Below are 17,934 nucleotides of genomic sequence, written 5' to 3' on the forward strand. Positions count from 1 at the left end.
AACGGCTCTTCATCGGAGCCGTTTTTATTTTTAATTATTGTCCCTGCTGCATCACGCCGCCGTTATCTTCTTTTTTGGTACTGTTTAAAATGTTTGGATCTTCTTTCGCCAGCTTATTTTTGGTTGGAATTTTATAATTGATAGAAAGTCCGAAATTTCTCGTATCATACTTATTTCTCATATAAACTGCTTCTCCTGAAGGTGGATTAGAACGCACCTGCATTACCTGTCCGTTGAAAATGTCATTGGCAAAAACAGAAACCGTCAGGCGATTATCCATGAATTTTTTCGTTAACGTAATATCAAGCGAGTTGTTGAATGGCTTTTCTGCCGTAAAGTAGAAATATCCCGCTTTCGGGGTCAAATAACTGTAATTTGCCGTCAGTTTTATATCTTTCGGCAAGATCAGCTGAGTCATAATATTAAAGATCCAGAAGCCTTTATTGTTCAGATTATCAATATCATGCTTTTGATATCCGGCGTATAGATACATGAAATTAATCTTATCAGGATTAAAATTAAACTTCATAATCTCGCTGATCGGCTTGCTGAAAATCATAAACGGAACCGGAAGTCCGACATTAAAGTTATGAATTTTCATATTTGAGATATTCACCTGCTCATTGAATAGATTTTTACCGTCTTTTCTGATGATCTGCGCCACCTGGTTGCTTGCAGAACTCACACTATATCCGATGAATGCATAATCAAACGCAGAAACTTTCAATTCATAATTATCAAAAATCGTCGGCTGAAGATTCGGGTTACCCGTTACCTGTGTATTTGGTCCCTGGAATGTCGTGTTATTCGGATTTAAGGCAGAAATACTCGGTAAGCTGATCTTTTTATTATAATTCGCAGAAACATACACTTGGTTCATTAAATTATACTGAACGCTTGCATTCGGGAATAATTTAAATTTATTAAAAGGAATTAAGTCTTTCTGAACCACCGCATTCGTACTGTCAAGAACTCTCGTAACTCCTGAAATATCATAGTTTTCCGCACGCGTTCCTAAAATGAAGTCAAACTTTTTCAGCTTAGCCTGAAATTCCAGATACGTTGCTGTCGTTTGTCTTTTGTATTCTAAGTTGGTTAAGCCTTTGCTTTCCGTATCAAAATCCTGATTTTCATACAACCCTCCCAAGCTTACTTTTCCACCATCTAGAATTTTTAAGGGTTGGGAATAATCAACTTTAAAATTGGCAATTTTCATATCAGATCTATTGCTCAAAACCCGTCCTCCGACGATATAGTAAGATTCTTCTGGGTCGAAATATTTTCCCTCTCTGAAGATATTATCCTGATCAAATTTGCTGCTGGATTTTGTATATCCAAACTGGAAATCCAATTTCTGAGCTTTATCGTCAAAACGTTTTTGATAGGTAACAACAGCCTCCTGTCTTGTGTTTAATGTATGTGCTGCATCCGATGCATTAAAAATAAAATCTCTGTAAGTATATTCCTGTGGATCAGTATTTTCAATCGGGATTTTTACATTACCTTCACCGTCACTCAGCGTATAGTTGTCGTTATTATTGTGATAAATGTCGTAATTCAGTAGCAATCTGTCCATTCCCAGATCAAAAGTCAAACCTGATTTTGCAAAATATCCACGGCCATATCGGTCTGTATTGCTTCGTAACAAGTCATTCTGATTGGTTGTAAGCATACTTTCACGGTAGTTCTGTCCAAAATTTAATTGCCAGCCGAACAGTTTATTTCTGGCATTCAGATTCATGGAATTGCTCGTTCTGCTTCTGAATTTATCATAATTTGTAAAAGAATAATTCCCTGAATACGTTGCTGTTAAATATTTATTTGCATTTTTATTCGTAATGATATTCATGATGGCTCCGCCTGAAGTTGCCGGAAATTCTGCTCCGGGTTGGGTGATCACTTCAATTCTGTCGACAGAGTTTGCGGGCATACCTTCAAGAAAAGAATTCAGTTCGTTGGAAGTAATATTTAAAGGTCTTCCATTTAAATAAACATCAAGAACTTTCCCCTGATACATCATTCCTGCGATGTCGGTAGATACCAGTCCGGGAAGTTTTTTTATCCCTTCCAACACATTTCCGTTATTCAGCTGAGGTTGTTCCGAAAAATCGAAAATTGTACGATCGGCTTTTTGTTCAACGGCTTTTTTAGTTTTGGTGATGGTGACACCTTCTATTTGCTTTTCTTTGGTATGACTATTAGTTTTTTCCTGGGCATACGTGAATATGGTTCCCAAAAAAAGTGATGCAATAATAGTTTTTTTCATAATGTTTTTTCTACTTCTTCTAATTTGTTAGACGCAGAAAAATGATTTTTGTTACAAAGAATGTCTTTTGGATTTTTTAATTTTTTAGTAAAGATTAAAATTTTATTAAAATATAAAATCCTTCGACTCCGTTCAGGATAACACTGAAAAATCACTATGAATATTTTTAAACAGTTAGTATTAGCGGTGTCATCCTGATCGCGAAGCTGTCGAAGGATTTTAATTAATTTTTAAAACTAAAATAAAAAAGCAACTCCAAAATTGAAGTTGCTTTTTCTATGATTAAATTAAATCTAGCAATTAATTTTTTTCTTGTTGTTTAATCAAATTCAGGGCAGAACCCGCCTTGAACCAGTCAATCTGCTGATCGTTGTACGTATGGTTTGCTATGATAATATCTTTAGTTCCGTCTGCGTGGATGAACTCTAAAGTCAATTGTTTTCCAGGAGCAAACTGATCAAGATCTAAGAAGTTGATCACATCGTCTTCTAAAATTTTATCGTAATCAGCTTCATTAGCAAAAGTTAACCCCAACATTCCTTGTTTTTTAAGGTTCGTTTCATGGATTCTCGCAAATGATTTTACCAATACTGCTTTTACTCCAAGGTGTCTTGGCTCCATGGCTGCATGTTCTCTTGAAGAACCTTCACCATAGTTCTGATCTCCCACAACGATTGAAGGCACACCAGCAGCTTTGTAAGCTCTCTGTACGGCAGGAACTTCTCCATATTCTGCAGTCAATACATTTTTCACCTTATTGGTTTCCATATTGAAAGCATTTACAGCTCCGATCAACATGTTGTTTGAAATATTGTCCAAGTGACCTCTGTATTTCAACCATGGTCCAGCCATAGAAATGTGGTCGGTTGTACATTTTCCGAAAGCTTTAATTAAAAGTCTTGCTCCGGTAATGTTTTTGCCATCCCAAGCCGGGAATTCTTCTAATAACTGAAGTCTGTCAGAAGTCGGGCTTACGTTTACAACAACAGAAGATCCGTCAGCAGATGGAGCCTGATATCCGTTGTCATCTACCGCAAATCCTTTTGCAGGTAATTCAAAACCTTGAGGTTCGTTTAATTTTATCTGTTCTCCGGATTCGTTGGTTAACGTATCTGTGATTGGGTTAAAGTCTAATCTTCCAGAGATTGCGATGGCAGCTACCATTTCAGGAGAGGCTACGAAAGCGTGAGTATTCGGGTTACCGTCTGCTCTTTTTGCAAAGTTTCTGTTGAAAGAGTGAATAATTGAATTTTTCTCTCCTTTTTCAGCACCTTCTCTGTCCCATTGTCCGATACAAGGTCCACAAGCGTTGGTAAAGATTCTTGCATTTTCAAATTTTCTGAAAGAATCTAAGAAACCGTCTCTTTCTGCTGTGAATTTCACCTGCTCAGATCCGGGATTGATACCCAGGATAGCTTTAGGTTTAACTCCTTTAGCAACAGCATCTTCCACGATAGAAGCTGCTCTTGATAAATCTTCGTAAGAAGAGTTGGTACAAGAACCGATCAAAGCCCATTCTACTTCTAATGGCCATCCGTTGGCTTCAGCTTTCGCTCTGAATTCAGAAACCGGTGTAGCTAAATCCGGAGTGAAAGGTCCGTTCAGGTGAGGAGCCAATTCAGAAAGGTTGATTTCTATTAATTGATCGAAATATTGTTCAGGGTTTGCATATACTTCTGCATCACCTGTTAAGTGTTCAGCAATTTTGTCAGCTGCATCTACAACATCCTGTCTTCCTGTAGCAGCCAGATATCTTCTCATTGAATCATCGTATCCGAAAGTAGAAGTTGTAGCCCCGATTTCAGCACCCATGTTACAGATTGTTCCTTTACCTGTTGCCGAAAGAGATTCTGCTCCTTCTCCGAAATATTCTACGATGCATCCTGTTCCTCCTTTTACAGTAAGGATTCCTGCAACTTTTAGGATAACGTCTTTTGCGGAAGTCCAGCCAGACATTTTACCTGTTAACTTTACCCCAATTAATTTTGGCATTTTAAGTTCCCAAGCCATTCCTGCCATTACGTCTACCGCATCAGCACCACCTACACCGATAGCAACCATTCCTAAACCTCCTGCATTTACCGTATGAGAGTCTGTACCGATCATCATACCTCCGGGGAAAGCATAATTTTCTAATACAACCTGGTGGATAATTCCGGCACCCGGCTTCCAGAAACCGATTCCGTATTTATCGCAAACTGAACTAAGGAAGTTGAAAACCTCTGAGTTTTTGTTGATACCTTCCTGTAAATCTGCTTCTGCACCTATTCTCGCCTGAATCAAGTGATCGGCGTGAGCAGTTGAAGGAACAGCAACTTTAGCTTTTCCTGCCTGCATGAATTGCAAAAGTGCCATCTGTGCAGTTGCATCCTGCATGGCTACTCTGTCTGGTGCGAAGTCTACATAAGAGTTTCCTCTTTCATGTACTTTTGTAGCATTCCCTTCCCAAAGGTGGGTGTAAAGGATTTTTTCTGAAAGGGTAAGAGGTTTTCCCACGATTTGTCTTGCCGCAGCAATTCTCTCAGGGTAACGCTCATACACCTTTTTGATCATATCAATATCAAAGGTCATATCTGTTAAATTAATGTTTATACATTTATATTGACAGCTGAAACATGTTGTCTGATTTATTTAACAAGCTCCTTGATAGGAGGTGCAAATTTAGTCAGATCAATGCCCTCAACTGCAGCTTTATATTCATCTATATTAGGAATTCTTCCAATGATGGCAGATAAAACAACAACCGGTGTTGAAGCCAATAAAGATTCTCCTTTTTTACGTTCGGAATCTTCAACTACTCTTCCCTGGAAAAGGCGGGTAGAAGTTGCTAATACGGTGTCTCCTTTAGCTGCTTTTTCCTGGTTACCCATACAAAGGTTACATCCCGGACGCTCAAGGTACATCATATTTTTATATTCAACACGAGCTTCGCCTTTAGGAGCATTATCATCAAATTCGAAGCCAGAGTATTTTTCTAAAAATTCCCAGTCTCCTTCCGCTTTTAATTCATCAATAATATTATAAGTCGGAGCGGCTACCACAAGAGGAGCGTTGAATTCTACTTTACCTTGTTGTTTTTCAATGTTTTTAAGCATTTGAGAAACGATTTTTAAATCTCCTTTGTGTACCATACAAGATCCTACAAATCCAAGATCTACTTTTTTCTCACCTCCGTAATAAGAAAGCGCTCTGATCGTATCGTGAGTGTATCTCTTCGAAACATCTTCGTTGTTTACATCCGGGTCAGCAATCATCGGTTCTACGATGACGTCAAGATCTACAACTACTTCTGCGTAATATTTTGCATTTGCATCCGGAGTTAACGCTGGTTTTTCGCCAGATTTAATTTCTGCAATTCTCTTGTCTGCTTTTTCAATTAATCCTTTAAGAACCTGGTTTTTATTATCCATACCCTTGTCGATCATGATCTGGATTCTGCCTTTTGCAATTTCCAATGATTCGATCAAAGTATTGTCTTCAGAAATATTAATGGAAGCTTTAGCCTTCATTTCGGCAGTCCAGTCTGTAAAGGTAAATGCCTGGTCAGCAGGAAGTGTTCCGATATGAACCTCAATGATTCTACCCTGAAATACGTTTTCCCCTCCAAACTGCTTCAACATCTGAGCCTGAGTTGCATGAACAACATCACGGAAATCCATATGTTCTTTCATTTCTCCTTTGAACGTTACTTTTACAGATTCAGGGATCGGCATAGATGCTTCACCTGTCGCTAATGCAAGAGCAACCGTTCCGGAGTCTGCTCCGAAAGCAACCCCTTTAGACATTCTTGTGTGAGAGTCACCACCGATGATGATCGCCCACTCGTCAACCGTAATATCGTTAAGAACTTTATGAATTACGTCTGTCATGGCGTGATATTTACCTTTCGGGTCACGGGCTGTGATCAAACCGAATTCGTTCATGAATTTCATTAATTTAGGAATATTAGCCTGAGCTTTTTTATCCCAAACGGAAGCTGTGTGACAACCTGACTGATAAGCACCGTCAACGATCGGAGAAATCACAGTTGCCGCCATCGATTCCAATTCCTGAGAAGTCATCAAACCGGTTGTGTCCTGAGATCCAACGATGTTTACCTGTACACGAACATCAGATCCTGCATGTAAAACTTTTCCCGGCGTGATGCCAACAGCATTTCTGTTGAAGATTTTTTCAACCGCTGTAAGACCCTGCCCTTCATGAGAAATTTCTTTAGATGGAGCAAAAACCAACGGAGCTTCAATTCCTAAAACCTGAGCTGCGAATGTTTGTAATTTTTTACCAAATACAATGGCGTAAGAGCCACCAGCTTTGATGAATTCCATCTTTTGCGGAGTGAAAGATTTAGTAAGGTCTATTAATTCTTTATCTCCGTTATATAATTTTTTTGTTTTTGTATTAATGGTAAGAACCGTTCCTGTAGCTACCGAATAAGCTTCTTCAAGAACAACTTCTCCGGCTTCATTACGAATAGGATTTCCGTTTTCGTCAACTTTTTTCACCCAGTTTTTAAGGTCGATACCGATGCCTCCGGTAACGTCAACTGTCGTAAGGAAAATCGGAGAAATACCGTTTGTACCTCCAACAATCGGAGCGATATTTACGAATGGTACGTACGGACTTGCCTGTTTTCCTGTCCAGAGAGCAACATTGTTTACCCCTGACATACGAGATGAGCCAACACCCATTGTTCCTTTTTCTGCAATAAGCATTACGCTTGCATCAGGATGCTGTGCCTGTAAAGCTTTGATTTCTGCCTGTGCTTCAGGAGTGATCATACATTTTCCGTGCAATTCACGGTCGGATCTCGAGTGAGCCTGATTTCCCGGAGAAAGTAAATCTGTTGAGATGTCTCCTTCACCCGCGATGAACGTTACGACTTTAATTTCCTCAGCAACTTCAGGAAGTTTGGTGAAGAATTCAGCCTGCGCGTAGCTTTCAAGGATTTCTTTTGCGATTTCGTTACCGCTATGATATGCTTCCTTCAGACGGTTTGTATCCGCTTCATAAAGGAAAACCTGAGTTTTAAGAACTTTTGCCGCTTCTTTAGCAATAGCAACATCGTTACCTAAAGCCAGATCTAATAATACTTCGATTGACTTGCCGCCTTTCATGTGAGACAGCAATTCAAAAGCAAAAGCGGGAGATATTTCTTCTACTACGGATTCACCAAGAATAATTTCTTTTAAAAACTTAGCTTTTACAGCGGCAGCACTTGTTGTTCCGGGTAAAGTGTTATAAATAAAAAATTTAAGAGAATCAGCTCTGTGCTCATTAGCTGTATCTTTAATCTGTGCAATGATTTCACTTAATAGTTCTGCACTGTCGATTGGCTTTGGATGAAGCCCTTGGTTTTTACGTTCTTCAATTTCTTGGATGTAATCCTGATAAATATTCATAATAATAGAAGTCTTTTCAATTGTAAATGTAGAGTTGAAACAGTTGTTTATGTACTGTCATTTTTCTTAACAGTGTTTAAATTACAATAAAATTATTTAAAGCTGCCGCAAAAAAACGACTGTAGTGATACAACATAATCTACTTCATTCAAAATGTGAGATAATGCTCCGTCTTAAAGGTTAAGTATATGATTTTCGGGAGTGTAAGCGGCTTACCTGCGATCTGTCTTATTGTAAAAACTCTCTTTGGGCTAAGATTTGTACACTTTTTTGATATCATTAATGATCAAAAAATCATATCTCCAAAACGTTTTTAGATTATCAAACACTTAAAAATGTTCCCAAATTTACGGATTTTTAATATTTTCTGCACTTGAAATTATTTAGATTCTTTATAAATATGAATTTTATATTTTCTATTTTTGGTCATATTTTTGTAAGTAAATGGTGAATATGAAAAATGTAGTTCAATTTTTGTGTGTATTTATTTCAGTTTTTGTTTTTTCGCAGGCCAAATCTGTGAAGAAACTGCCGATTAAAAACACCACAAAAACTGCAGGTAAAAAGACATTGACAGCACCGAAAACTTCTGATCTTGTCATTATCAATAAGGAGCTTCCTGTATTAATTCCGAAAAAGAAAGACGGAAATTTTGGCTATGTCAACCAAAAAGGGAAGTTTGTCATTCCTCCTCAATATCATATTGCGGTTTTTTTCTATGAAGATTGTAATCTTTTAAATTCTCCTAATGAAAAAGTAAGAAAATTCGGGACAGCAGAATACGCGACTGTAGAAAAAGATGAAATATCATACAGAATAGATAAAAAAGGGAAAAGAGTGTATCAATTTAAACAATCCGATCTTGCTCAATGTGCTCCTAAAGAATATACTCAACAGCTGTTTCAGGCGTATGTTTTAAATGGTTTTTATGGAATTATAGAAAAATCTAAATTTAAAGATCCTAAAGATTATAAGCAGTTCCAGGTCTATCCTCAATACGATTATTTATATATTCTGGAAGGGGATGATGTTGTAAACCCGATGATTATTGCTTCTAAAAATGATGCTTTCGGAGTAATCGATGTTAATAATAATATTATTATCCCTTTTGAATATTCTGATATCAAACGTAATTTCAGCTGGAAACTGGGCAGAATGTTTGATGTTTCTAAGGATGGGAAGGATTATTATTATATTGATTCTAAAAACAAAACTTATTAAACACAAATTTTACGAATTTTTTCACGAATATCACGAATTGGTGCTGAGCAGAGTCGAAGTATCTATAAAATTAAAATTAATTAAAATCCATTTAAACCAAAAAACTCTTCACCCCAAAAACCAATTCCCAACATATCATTAATTTTTCGTAATTTTGCGGCTGAAATAAAGGGGTGCTGTAACAGGCTGAGATTATACCCAATGAACCTTGAACGGGTAATGCTGTTTAGGGAAGTTAAATGTACCGATGGAACAATATAACAATGTGCCAATTTGATTGTTAGACTGTTAAATTGATAAATTGCTACATTATTTAATCTGCCCCTTTTATTCATTAAATTTTAAAAATTTATAGAATGAAAGGATTATTTTTTTTAGGGCTTACCGTTGGCTCGTTCGCTTTTTTACGGGCGCAAAATACCGATTCCTTGAAAGTAAAGGAAATCGAAGCTGTTAATTTTACCAAGAGACTTCCTGTTGCTAAAGAAATCATCAACGTTGCCAAAGATGTTGACAGCAGAAATTTGGGACAGGATTTACCCATTCTTCTTAAAAACCAAACTTCCATCATTTCTACTTCTGATGCCGGAAACGGTGTTGGTTACACGGGTTTCAGAATTCGTGGGGTTGCGGGAAGCGCTATCAATGTGATGATGAATGGAGTTCCGTACAATGATTCTGAAAGTCAGGGAACTTTCTTCGTGAATGTACCGGATCTCACGAGCTCGGCTTCACAAATCGTGATCCAAAGGGGAGTGGGAACTTCCAACAACGGAGCGGCTGCGTTTGGAGCAAGCATCAATGTACTTTCCAAAGATCCGGAAGAGAAATTTTATTTTAAGACAGATGACAGTTACGGCTCATTTAATACCTATAAATATTCTGCGGAAATAGGTTCCGGGAAATTCTGGGGAAACAGGCTTTCTGTGATGGGACGGTATACCCATATTAATTCTGACGGATACATCGACAGGGCTTTCTCAAAATTAGATTCTTACAATTTCACGGCTTTGTATGAAGAAGGGAACACAAAAATTCGTCTGATGGCTTTCGGAGGAAAAGAAAAAACATATCAGGCGTGGAATGGAATCGACAGAAAAACTTGGGAAACAGATCCGAAATTCAATTATTCCGGGGCAATTTATGATTCCAATTGGGAAAATATTGTTGGGTTTTATGATAATGAGACGGATAATTACAGACAAAGCCATTATCAGTTGCTTTGGGAACAGAAATTCAATGACCGTTGGAATCTGGAAACAACCTTGCATTATACAAAAGGAAAAGGATACTACGAAAACTACAAGCAGGGCGATCCTTTTGCGAGATACAATTTACCGGATTTTAACGGAGAGGAATATTCGGATTTTATCAGGAAAAAATGGCTGAATAACGATTTCTATGGTATCGTTTCAACACTTTACGGAAAACTGGGAATGGTGGACGTTAATTTCGGAGCCGTTGCCAATCAATACTACGGAAGGCATTTTGGAAATGTTACCGGGGTTTTCTTCCCGCAGATTGATGAGCACGAATATTACAGAAACCGTTCTGTGAAAAACGAGGTTGCAGGATTTGCAAAGGCTTTGGTAAGGGTAAATGATTTCGAATTCTTCGGAGATTTACAGTTGAGAAATATCGATTATAATACGAAAATTATCACTGTCGGAGACGATGAAGGAGCGAATCTGGACAAAAACTGGCTGTTTTTCAATCCGAAATTAGGGGTGAATTATAAAATAGCAAGAGGGAAAGTTTTCTTCTCCTATGCACACGCTCACCGCGAACCCAACAGAGACGATTTATTAGCCAATAATGATGTAAAAGCGGAAAAATTACATGATTTTGAAGCAGGTATTGAAAGACAATTCGGTATTGTATCGTTTACGGCGAATTTATATTATATGTATTACGTTAATCAGTTAGTCTTGAATGGCGAACTGAACAATGTCGGAGCATTCATCAGAACCAACTCCGGGAAAAGTTACAGAAGCGGGATCGAATTGGGTGCCTTGGCAAAACTTTCGAAGCAGTGGGAACTGACGGGTAATGTCAGCTTCAGCAACAACAGAAACTTGGATTTTAAAATCGAAAACGAAACGGAAGTAAAAGATCTTGGAAACACGCAGATTTCTTTCTCTCCGGACATTATCGCGAATTTGGGATTGAAATTCAGTCCGAATAAAAATTTCATGTTTGCTTTGATGAATCAATACGTTGGAAAACAATATCTGGATAATTCGGAAGATGAAAATTTGCAATTAAAAGATTATCTTTTGACGGATTTTAATGCGCAATATCAGTTTAAAATCAAAAACAATGACATTGCATTGAAACTTTTGGTGAATAATATTTTCAACAAAAAATATGTGAACAACGGTGCGGTTTATGACGGCACTCCTTACTATTTTTCCCAGGCCGGAACCAATTTCATGTTCGGGATCAGCTGGAAAATTCAGTAATCAATCAGGCTATATTTAAAATAATTATAGTAAAAAGTAAAAGTTAGATTTTTTAAGGCTGCCTCGGCAGTCTTTTTTATTTTACAAAACTCTCCAACGCTCCACTCTCAAACTCCCTCATTATCAAATCCTCTCACGCAATAAGGAGCTATTTCCCGCTATCCACTATATCTTTTTTGTTACGGCCTCCGCTTTGCTCCGGCCGCAACAAAAAAGGATGCCGTTCCTATCGGGGCTAGGGTTGCAGTCGGGATTTGAGCATTAAGGTTAACCATTAACTTCGTCATGCTGAAAGCATCTAGCCACGACCTTTTTCCATTAATTTTTTAGGAAATTAGCTTTTTTACAATATTAAAAACCTGAAAGATCAATAGGAACGGGCTTTAGCCCGTTCATCATAACAGAATATCCGAATTGGCTTTAGCCAAAACCTGCAGAAAAAGCCCTGTCAAGGTTCCAAACCTTGACAGGGCTCACAACCCTGAAAAAAATCAATCTCCGTTTCTTTTCATCTTTAAAATAAAGAATTCCAAACAATATCAAACATACATTGCCAATTTGAAAATCTCTGAAAATTAAAACAATTTTAAACTCTTATTCACAATAAATAAATCTCACAAAAAGTCACGAAAAAGTCATAAATTTGCCACCAAATGAATATTTCAGCTTACATTTTAGAATATTTGAAACAGTTTGGGACAGTTACGGTTCCGGGTTTTGGAGTGTTTTCTCTTGAGAACTCCAAGGCAATTATCAATTCCGAAAATGGGAGCATCCTTCCTCCTGCAAGTAAAATTGTTTACACACCGGATTACGAAGTGAAATCCGATGAACTGGCGGCTTTTATCGCAAGCCAGAAACAGATGCCATTGGAAGCTTCAAAAACAGATCTGCAGATCCAGACAGACTTTTGGAAGAAAAAGTTGCAGGCAGATCAAATCCTGGAAATTCAGGGCTTAGGAACGATCTTTATTGAAGACGGAGAAACTCATTTTAAAGGAAACAGGCTGCAATCTGACCATCCTGATTTTTACGGTCTTGAAGAAATTAAAATTTCAGACATTAATAATAAAAACCTGAAACAAAATGTACCCGTAAATTCTGAAAAGGATTATACATTCAACAAATCAATTCTTTGGGCTTTCCTGATTATTATTCCGGTTTTAGGGATTTTGTATGTGGCTTACACGCAGCAGGAACTTCTTTTCGGGAAAAAATCCTTTGACAAAACCAATATTTCTGTGCAGACAAAAACCCACAGGATCGAAAAAGATACGGTGAAGGTACATCCGTATACTCCGCCGGTTGCAGATTCTTTGAAAAAAGACTCGGTGGTACAGCAACCAGCTCAGCCGGTAACGGAAAAAGGTGTCAAAACTCTGACAACCAAAAACAACAACACTAAGACGAAATGGCAAAAGTAAAAAAGGCGTCAGAATCACTGACTATCATGACCAATATTGTTCTTCCGAACGAAACAAATTCTCTGAGAAACCTTTTCGGAGGTGAGCTTCTAGCAAAAATGGATCGTTGTGCATCGATTTCTGCTGCAAGACATTGCGAAAGAAGGGTTGTTACGGCTTCTGTAAACCACGTTTCTTTCAATCACCCGATTCCGGAAGGTGGAGTTGTGGTGCTGGAATCTAAAGTTTCCAGAGCATTTTCAACTTCCATGGAAGTATATGTTGATGTTTGGCTGGATGATCCCATCAATCAGAAAAAAGTGCATACCAACGAGGGAATTTATACTTTTGTAGCAGTAGATGAATTCAACAGACCGATTCCGATTCCTGATATGATTCCGGAAACAGAAGAGGAAATATCAAGACACGCAGCAGCTTTCAGAAGAAAAGAACTGTCATTGATTCTTTCCGGAAGAATGAAACCTTTAGATTCTGTGGAATTGAAGAAATTGTTCCAGGAACCTCAAGAGCCAAAGAAAGACAAAAAATAAAAAAAATATTTTATAAGATTAATGCTTTTAAACTTTGCTGAGTGTTAACGCCTTTGTGAGCTTTAAAAGCATTTTTTATATATTGACTTTTTTGAAGTTTTTTCCCGCTTGGAATTTATACTGAGCCTGCCGAAGTGCTATATCTTTTTGGTTACGGCTCCGCTTCGCTCCACCGCAACTAAAAAGGATGTCGTTCCAATCGGGGCTAGGGTATTTGTCGTTATTTCAAGAGTCAAAGCCTTGTCAAGGTTTTAAACCTTGACAAGGCTCACAACTTCAACACCCTGTTTGTCATCCTGAAAGGATCCAAATTCGAATCATACTAGGTTTAGATGCTTCCAGCATGACAAGCATTGTGAAAAAAACTTAGCATAAAAAACATAAAACGTTACATAAGTTTAATAAAATCTTCGCGAACTTTGCATTAAGACAAATATTGTAGAAATGAAAATTTTACTTTTAGATAAAAACCACCCATTAATCACCGAACAGCTTTTAGCAAAAAACTTCATTTTGGAAGAAGATTTCATGTCTTCATACGATGAGGTTTGCAGCAAAATTGAAAACTACGACGGGGTTATTATCCGAAGCCGAATTCCTTTAGATAAAAACTTTTTAGAAAAAGCAAAAAATCTGAAATTCATTGCGAGAGTAGGAGCCGGAATGGAAAATATCGATATTCCCGTTGCTGAAAAGTTGGGAATTCAGTTGATCAATTCTCCGGAAGGGAACAGAGATTCGGTCGCAGAGCACGTTGTCGGAATGTTATTAATTTTAATGAACCGGCTGTTCATCGCTTCCCAGGAAGTAAAAAACGGAATCTGGCTTCGTGAAGAAAACAGAGGCGACGAATTACTCGGGAAAACCGTTGGACTCATCGGTTACGGAAATATGGGAAAAGCCACGGCAAAAAGACTTTCGGGGTTTGGCTGTAAAGTGATTTTTCATGATATTTTACCTGATCTTTCTGATGAATATGCAACTCAGGTTTCTTTAAAGGAATTAAAAGAACAGGCTGGGGTTTTAAGCTTACATATTCCATTGACTGATGTTTCCTATTATTTAATAGATGGACCATTCATTTCCGATATGAAAAACGATTTCTATTTTGTGAATACAGCAAGAGGAAAAAATGTAGAAACTAAAAGTTTAGTTGAAGCGTTAAAAGCCGGAAAAGTAAAAGGCGCATGTCTCGACGTTCTGGAATACGAAAAGTCATCTTTTGAAAATCTCGAAACAGAAAATGAAGACTTAAAATATTTGTTAGAGTCCGAAAAAGTGATCGTTACACCACACATCGCTGGCTGGACGCTTCAAAGTAAAGAAAAACTGGCGCAGGTGATTGTCGATAAGATTGTCGCGCAGTTTGTGCAATGAATTTTAAATGCTTCGAGAGCCTCAGCATTACATCTCTAATACTAATCATTTTAATTTAGTAGTTGTTTTTTAATGCTGTCAGGCTGAGGTTCTCAAAGCATATATACAAAGAATACAAAACAATTTTCACCTTTCCTTCATCTCACCATTTTATGTTAAATAATTCATAATTTACCCTCAACATAAAATAATTATTTTGAGTTTTATTAAATTGCCGCTCATTTTTGAAACTCATGAAGAAGTGTAATTTTGTACTCATTTTAACTGCCTTTTTATTCCTTTTCTCCTGCAAAAACAAATCTGAAAGCAACGAAACTGTTGTCGGAAATACGACCGATCTCCCTAATTACGGGAATGTAGATTTAAGTAAAGTTTTTACCAAAGGTGACAGCCAGATTTCGGATAAAGCATCATTGGTTCGTTACATCGATCAGTACTACAACAAAGTTTGGGTAGGAAGTAATTTGAGTGGTGGAATATTGGTGGCAAAAGGAGACGATATTCTTTATGAAAATTACAGAGGTTTCGCAAGAGAAGATAATCAAAAAGTAATTGACAAAAATACGCCGCTTCATGTAGCATCCGTTTCAAAAACATTGACGGCGATGGCAATGCTTAAATTGATAGAAGCCGGGAAAATAAAATTATCAGATCATTTAACACAGTTTTTCCCCGGGTTTCCTTATCCGAATGTTACCGTTAAAACATTATTAGACCAAAGAAGCGGTCTTCCGAAATACGAATATTTTATCACAAAAATTCAACCGGCTCCGGCAGAACTTTCAAAACAATTCATCACCAATGAAGATGTATTGAATATGATTATCAAATACAAACCTGAGCTGGCAAGAGAAACAGATACGGGATTTATGTATTGCAATACAAACTACGCCTTACTGGCTTTGCTGGTAGAAAAAATAACGAAAAAGGCGTTCCCGCAAGCAATGAAGGAAATGATTTTTGATCCTTTAAAAATGAAAAACACTTTTATTTTTCAGGAAAAAGATATTCCGACGGCTTCTCAGTCGTTTTATTACGGAGGGAACAGGTTGTATCCTTTAGACAGGCTGGATCTTATTTACGGTGATAAAAATGTCTACACGACGCCAAGAGATTTGTATAATTTTTCAAAGGCAATGTTTTCAAAAGATTTTTTAAATCAGGATTTGATGGAAATGGTTTTCACGCCTTACAGCAATGAAAAATTCGGGATGAATAATTATGGTCTTGGTTTCAGGATGAAAATTTTTGATAACGGTGAAAAACTGACCTACCACAACGGTTGGTGGCACGGAACGAATTCTGTTTTTGCCCATTTATTAAAATCAAAAGTGACGATTATTGCGATCGGGAATAAATATTCAAACAGAGTATATACAGCGCTGGCTTTGTCGGGATTATTTGAAGATTTCCCGCCTCAGAAAGACAAACTTCACAGCATCATGAGCGAGGATAAGGATACTTTGAACAGTCATAGCGAAGTTTATGGAGAATAATGTTTATTTTTGCTTAAACATATTCATGAAAAGACTTCTTCTATTATTCGTCATCGGTTTTCTTTTGCAGTCTTGTGCGAGAGTAGGGTCGCCTGTTGGTGGGCCAAAAGATTCACTGGCTCCGAAATTTTTAAGTTCAAACATTGATACAACAAGAATTAATGTTTCCAGAGATATCAGAGAACTCCGCCTTGATTTTGATGAATATATAACATTGAAGGATATTAATAAAAATCTGATTATTTCTCCGCCTATTAAAAGCATTACAAGAATTATCCCCTCCAATATTGCGAACAAGTTTATTCTGATTCAATGGAAGGATACTTTGCAGGCAAATACGACCTACAATTTCAATTTCGGGAATTCGATTGCAGATAATAATGAAGGAAATATTTTGCGATATTTCAATTTTGCCTTTTCTACGGGAGATAAGCTGGATGATTTGTACATCAGCGGGGAAGTTAAGGATGCTTTGTCTATTAAAAAAGGAAGTGAAAATAAGTTTGTGGTTGGCTTGTATCAGGCAAAAGATACCATCGATTACAAACAAAAACCTTATTACATTACAAAGGTGGATGATGATGGGTATTACGAACTGAACTACCTTTCTCCGGGAAAATATAAAATCATTGCTTTCGAAGATGAAAACGGAAATTCTATGTATGATGCAGGAAAAGAAAAAGTTGGTTTCCAGAAAGATCCTCTGGTGCTGGAGAAATCAATTTCAGGACTGAATTTAAAGGTTTACCCTTCCAGAAAATCGTTAAAATATGTTGAAATGAAGGAAACTCCGGGCGGAATTTTAATGACGTTCGAAGGAAGACCAAACGATGTGAAAGTTCTTTCCATTAATGATAAACTTCAGGATATTAAAGTGACGCACAGACCAAAATCAGATTCGGTAAACATCTGGTTTGATGCGGTGAAAAATAATGTCGGACAAGGTACAACGGAGAATTTAAAATTCAGCTATGATGCCGACAAAAAGCAGGACACCGTTTCTGTATTTTATAAGTACAATACGAAAAATGCAATGGACATCAACAGTGATAACGGTGGCGGAATGCTGGCTCCGAAATCAGATTTTAAAATCAGTTCCAATTATTATTTAGATAAAATCAATACCGATAAATGGCTGTTGAGAGCGGAAGGAGATTCTGTAAATACGATACCTTTCACTGCGAAAATTTCAGAAACAAATCCGTATCAGATTTTAGTTAAATCAGATTTTATCTCTGGCAAAAAATATCAGCTGACGGTTCCGAAAGAAACAGTTTCTTCTTTTTATGCTAAAAATTATCAGTCAAAACGTTTTGATTTTGAAGTTGATAAAGTGGAGAATTTTGGTAGTCTGACATTTAAATTACAAAATGCCCCAACTTCCAGCTATTGGATTCAGTTATTGGACACTTCCGATAAAGTTTTGTTTGAAAAATATGCAAAAGGGGATGAGGTTAAATTTAATATCATAAAACCTGGAGAATACATTGTAAGGATTCTGGCAGACAACAATGAAAATAAATATTGGGACGAAGCAGATTTCCAAAACGATGTCTTTGCGGAAGATTCTTATATTTATTACAAAGTGGTAATTGTACGACCGCTTTGGGATAGTGTAGAAGATTGGGATCTGAAGGATACAAGAACATTAGATACATCGAAACTGACGGTTCCTAAAACAACAGCTCCTCCACAGGATGCCAAAAAAACGGACTTGAAGAGTAATAACACAATGCTGACTCCCACGAGGTAAGAAATA

Annotated in this window: 10 protein-coding genes; 7 read left to right on the forward strand and 3 right to left on the reverse strand. The window is 37.3% G+C overall.

What is annotated here, in order from left to right:
• Positions 1-34: 34 nt before the first annotated feature.
• The 3 genes from BMX24_RS16045 to BMX24_RS16055 all read right to left on the reverse strand — a co-directional run bounded on the left by BMX24_RS16045 (position 35) and on the right by BMX24_RS16055 (position 7,665).
• The gene (locus BMX24_RS16045) at positions 35-2,266 is read right to left on the reverse strand and encodes an outer membrane beta-barrel family protein (RefSeq protein WP_089794480.1); all 2,232 of its coding nucleotides are present in this window, start codon (positions 2,264-2,266) and stop codon (positions 35-37) included.
• A gap of 300 nt (positions 2,267-2,566) precedes the next feature.
• On the reverse strand, positions 2,567-4,837 hold the full coding sequence (locus BMX24_RS16050) for an aconitate hydratase (protein ID WP_089794482.1): 2,271 nt from the start codon (positions 4,835-4,837) through the stop codon (positions 2,567-2,569).
• Positions 4,838-4,893: 56 nt separating this feature from the next.
• Positions 4,894-7,665 carry a bifunctional aconitate hydratase 2/2-methylisocitrate dehydratase gene (locus BMX24_RS16055; RefSeq protein WP_089794484.1) on the reverse strand — a complete coding sequence of 924 codons (2,772 nt, stop codon included), beginning with the start codon at positions 7,663-7,665 and terminating at the stop codon, positions 4,894-4,896.
• Positions 7,666-8,118: 453 nt separating this feature from the next.
• Here BMX24_RS16055 and BMX24_RS16060 point away from each other — a divergent pair, with 453 nt between their 5' ends.
• The 7 genes from BMX24_RS16060 to BMX24_RS16090 all read left to right on the forward strand — a co-directional run bounded on the left by BMX24_RS16060 (position 8,119) and on the right by BMX24_RS16090 (position 17,928).
• A complete protein-coding gene (locus tag BMX24_RS16060) occupies positions 8,119-8,886 on the forward strand; it encodes a WG repeat-containing protein (RefSeq protein WP_170835729.1) in 768 nt (255 codons plus the stop codon).
• 356 nt (positions 8,887-9,242) lie between these two features.
• Complete coding sequence (locus tag BMX24_RS16065) at positions 9,243-11,348, forward strand: TonB-dependent receptor (protein ID WP_089794488.1); 2,106 nt, start codon at positions 9,243-9,245, stop codon at positions 11,346-11,348.
• 653 nt (positions 11,349-12,001) lie between these two features.
• Entirely contained in the window at positions 12,002-12,772 is a 771-nt protein-coding gene (locus tag BMX24_RS16070) for a hypothetical protein (RefSeq protein ID WP_170835730.1), read from the forward strand.
• Positions 12,760-13,302 carry an acyl-CoA thioesterase gene (locus BMX24_RS16075; protein ID WP_089794490.1) on the forward strand — a complete coding sequence of 181 codons (543 nt, stop codon included), beginning with the start codon at positions 12,760-12,762 and terminating at the stop codon, positions 13,300-13,302. Before BMX24_RS16070 ends, BMX24_RS16075 begins: the two co-directional genes overlap by 13 nt.
• A 444-nt stretch (positions 13,303-13,746) precedes the next feature.
• Entirely contained in the window at positions 13,747-14,679 is a 933-nt protein-coding gene (locus BMX24_RS16080) for a 2-hydroxyacid dehydrogenase (protein WP_089794492.1), read from the forward strand.
• A 233-nt stretch (positions 14,680-14,912) separates the two neighbouring features.
• On the forward strand, positions 14,913-16,175 hold the full coding sequence (locus BMX24_RS16085) for a serine hydrolase domain-containing protein (RefSeq protein ID WP_089794494.1): 1,263 nt from the start codon (positions 14,913-14,915) through the stop codon (positions 16,173-16,175).
• A gap of 25 nt (positions 16,176-16,200) precedes the next feature.
• On the forward strand, positions 16,201-17,928 hold the full coding sequence (locus BMX24_RS16090; RefSeq protein ID WP_089794753.1) for an Ig-like domain-containing domain: 1,728 nt from the start codon (positions 16,201-16,203) through the stop codon (positions 17,926-17,928).
• The last annotated feature ends 6 nt before the right edge of the window (positions 17,929-17,934 follow it).

The organism is Chryseobacterium wanjuense (assembly GCF_900111495.1).
In the GTDB taxonomy this organism is placed as follows: Bacteria; Bacteroidota; Bacteroidia; order Flavobacteriales; family Weeksellaceae; genus Chryseobacterium; species Chryseobacterium wanjuense.

What these genes read in the sequence shown, in the direction of transcription:
- BMX24_RS16065 (WP_089794488.1), top strand. Translation starts at nt 9,243, where the DNA reads ATGAAAGGATTATTTTTTTTAGGGCTTACCGTTGGCTCGTTCGCTTTT.
- BMX24_RS16070 (WP_170835730.1), top strand. Translation starts at nt 12,002, where the DNA reads ATGAATATTTCAGCTTACATTTTAGAATATTTGAAACAGTTTGGGACA.
- BMX24_RS16085 (WP_089794494.1), top strand. Translation starts at nt 14,913, where the DNA reads ATGAAGAAGTGTAATTTTGTACTCATTTTAACTGCCTTTTTATTCCTT.
- BMX24_RS16075 (WP_089794490.1), top strand. Translation starts at nt 12,760, where the DNA reads ATGGCAAAAGTAAAAAAGGCGTCAGAATCACTGACTATCATGACCAAT.
- BMX24_RS16090 (WP_089794753.1), top strand. Translation starts at nt 16,201, where the DNA reads ATGAAAAGACTTCTTCTATTATTCGTCATCGGTTTTCTTTTGCAGTCT.
- BMX24_RS16060 (WP_170835729.1), top strand. Translation starts at nt 8,119, where the DNA reads ATGAAAAATGTAGTTCAATTTTTGTGTGTATTTATTTCAGTTTTTGTT.
- BMX24_RS16045 (WP_089794480.1), bottom strand. Translation starts at nt 2,266, where the DNA reads ATGAAAAAAACTATTATTGCATCACTTTTTTTGGGAACCATATTCACG.
- BMX24_RS16055 (WP_089794484.1), bottom strand. Translation starts at nt 7,665, where the DNA reads ATGAATATTTATCAGGATTACATCCAAGAAATTGAAGAACGTAAAAAC.
- BMX24_RS16080 (WP_089794492.1), top strand. Translation starts at nt 13,747, where the DNA reads ATGAAAATTTTACTTTTAGATAAAAACCACCCATTAATCACCGAACAG.
- BMX24_RS16050 (WP_089794482.1), bottom strand. Translation starts at nt 4,837, where the DNA reads ATGACCTTTGATATTGATATGATCAAAAAGGTGTATGAGCGTTACCCT.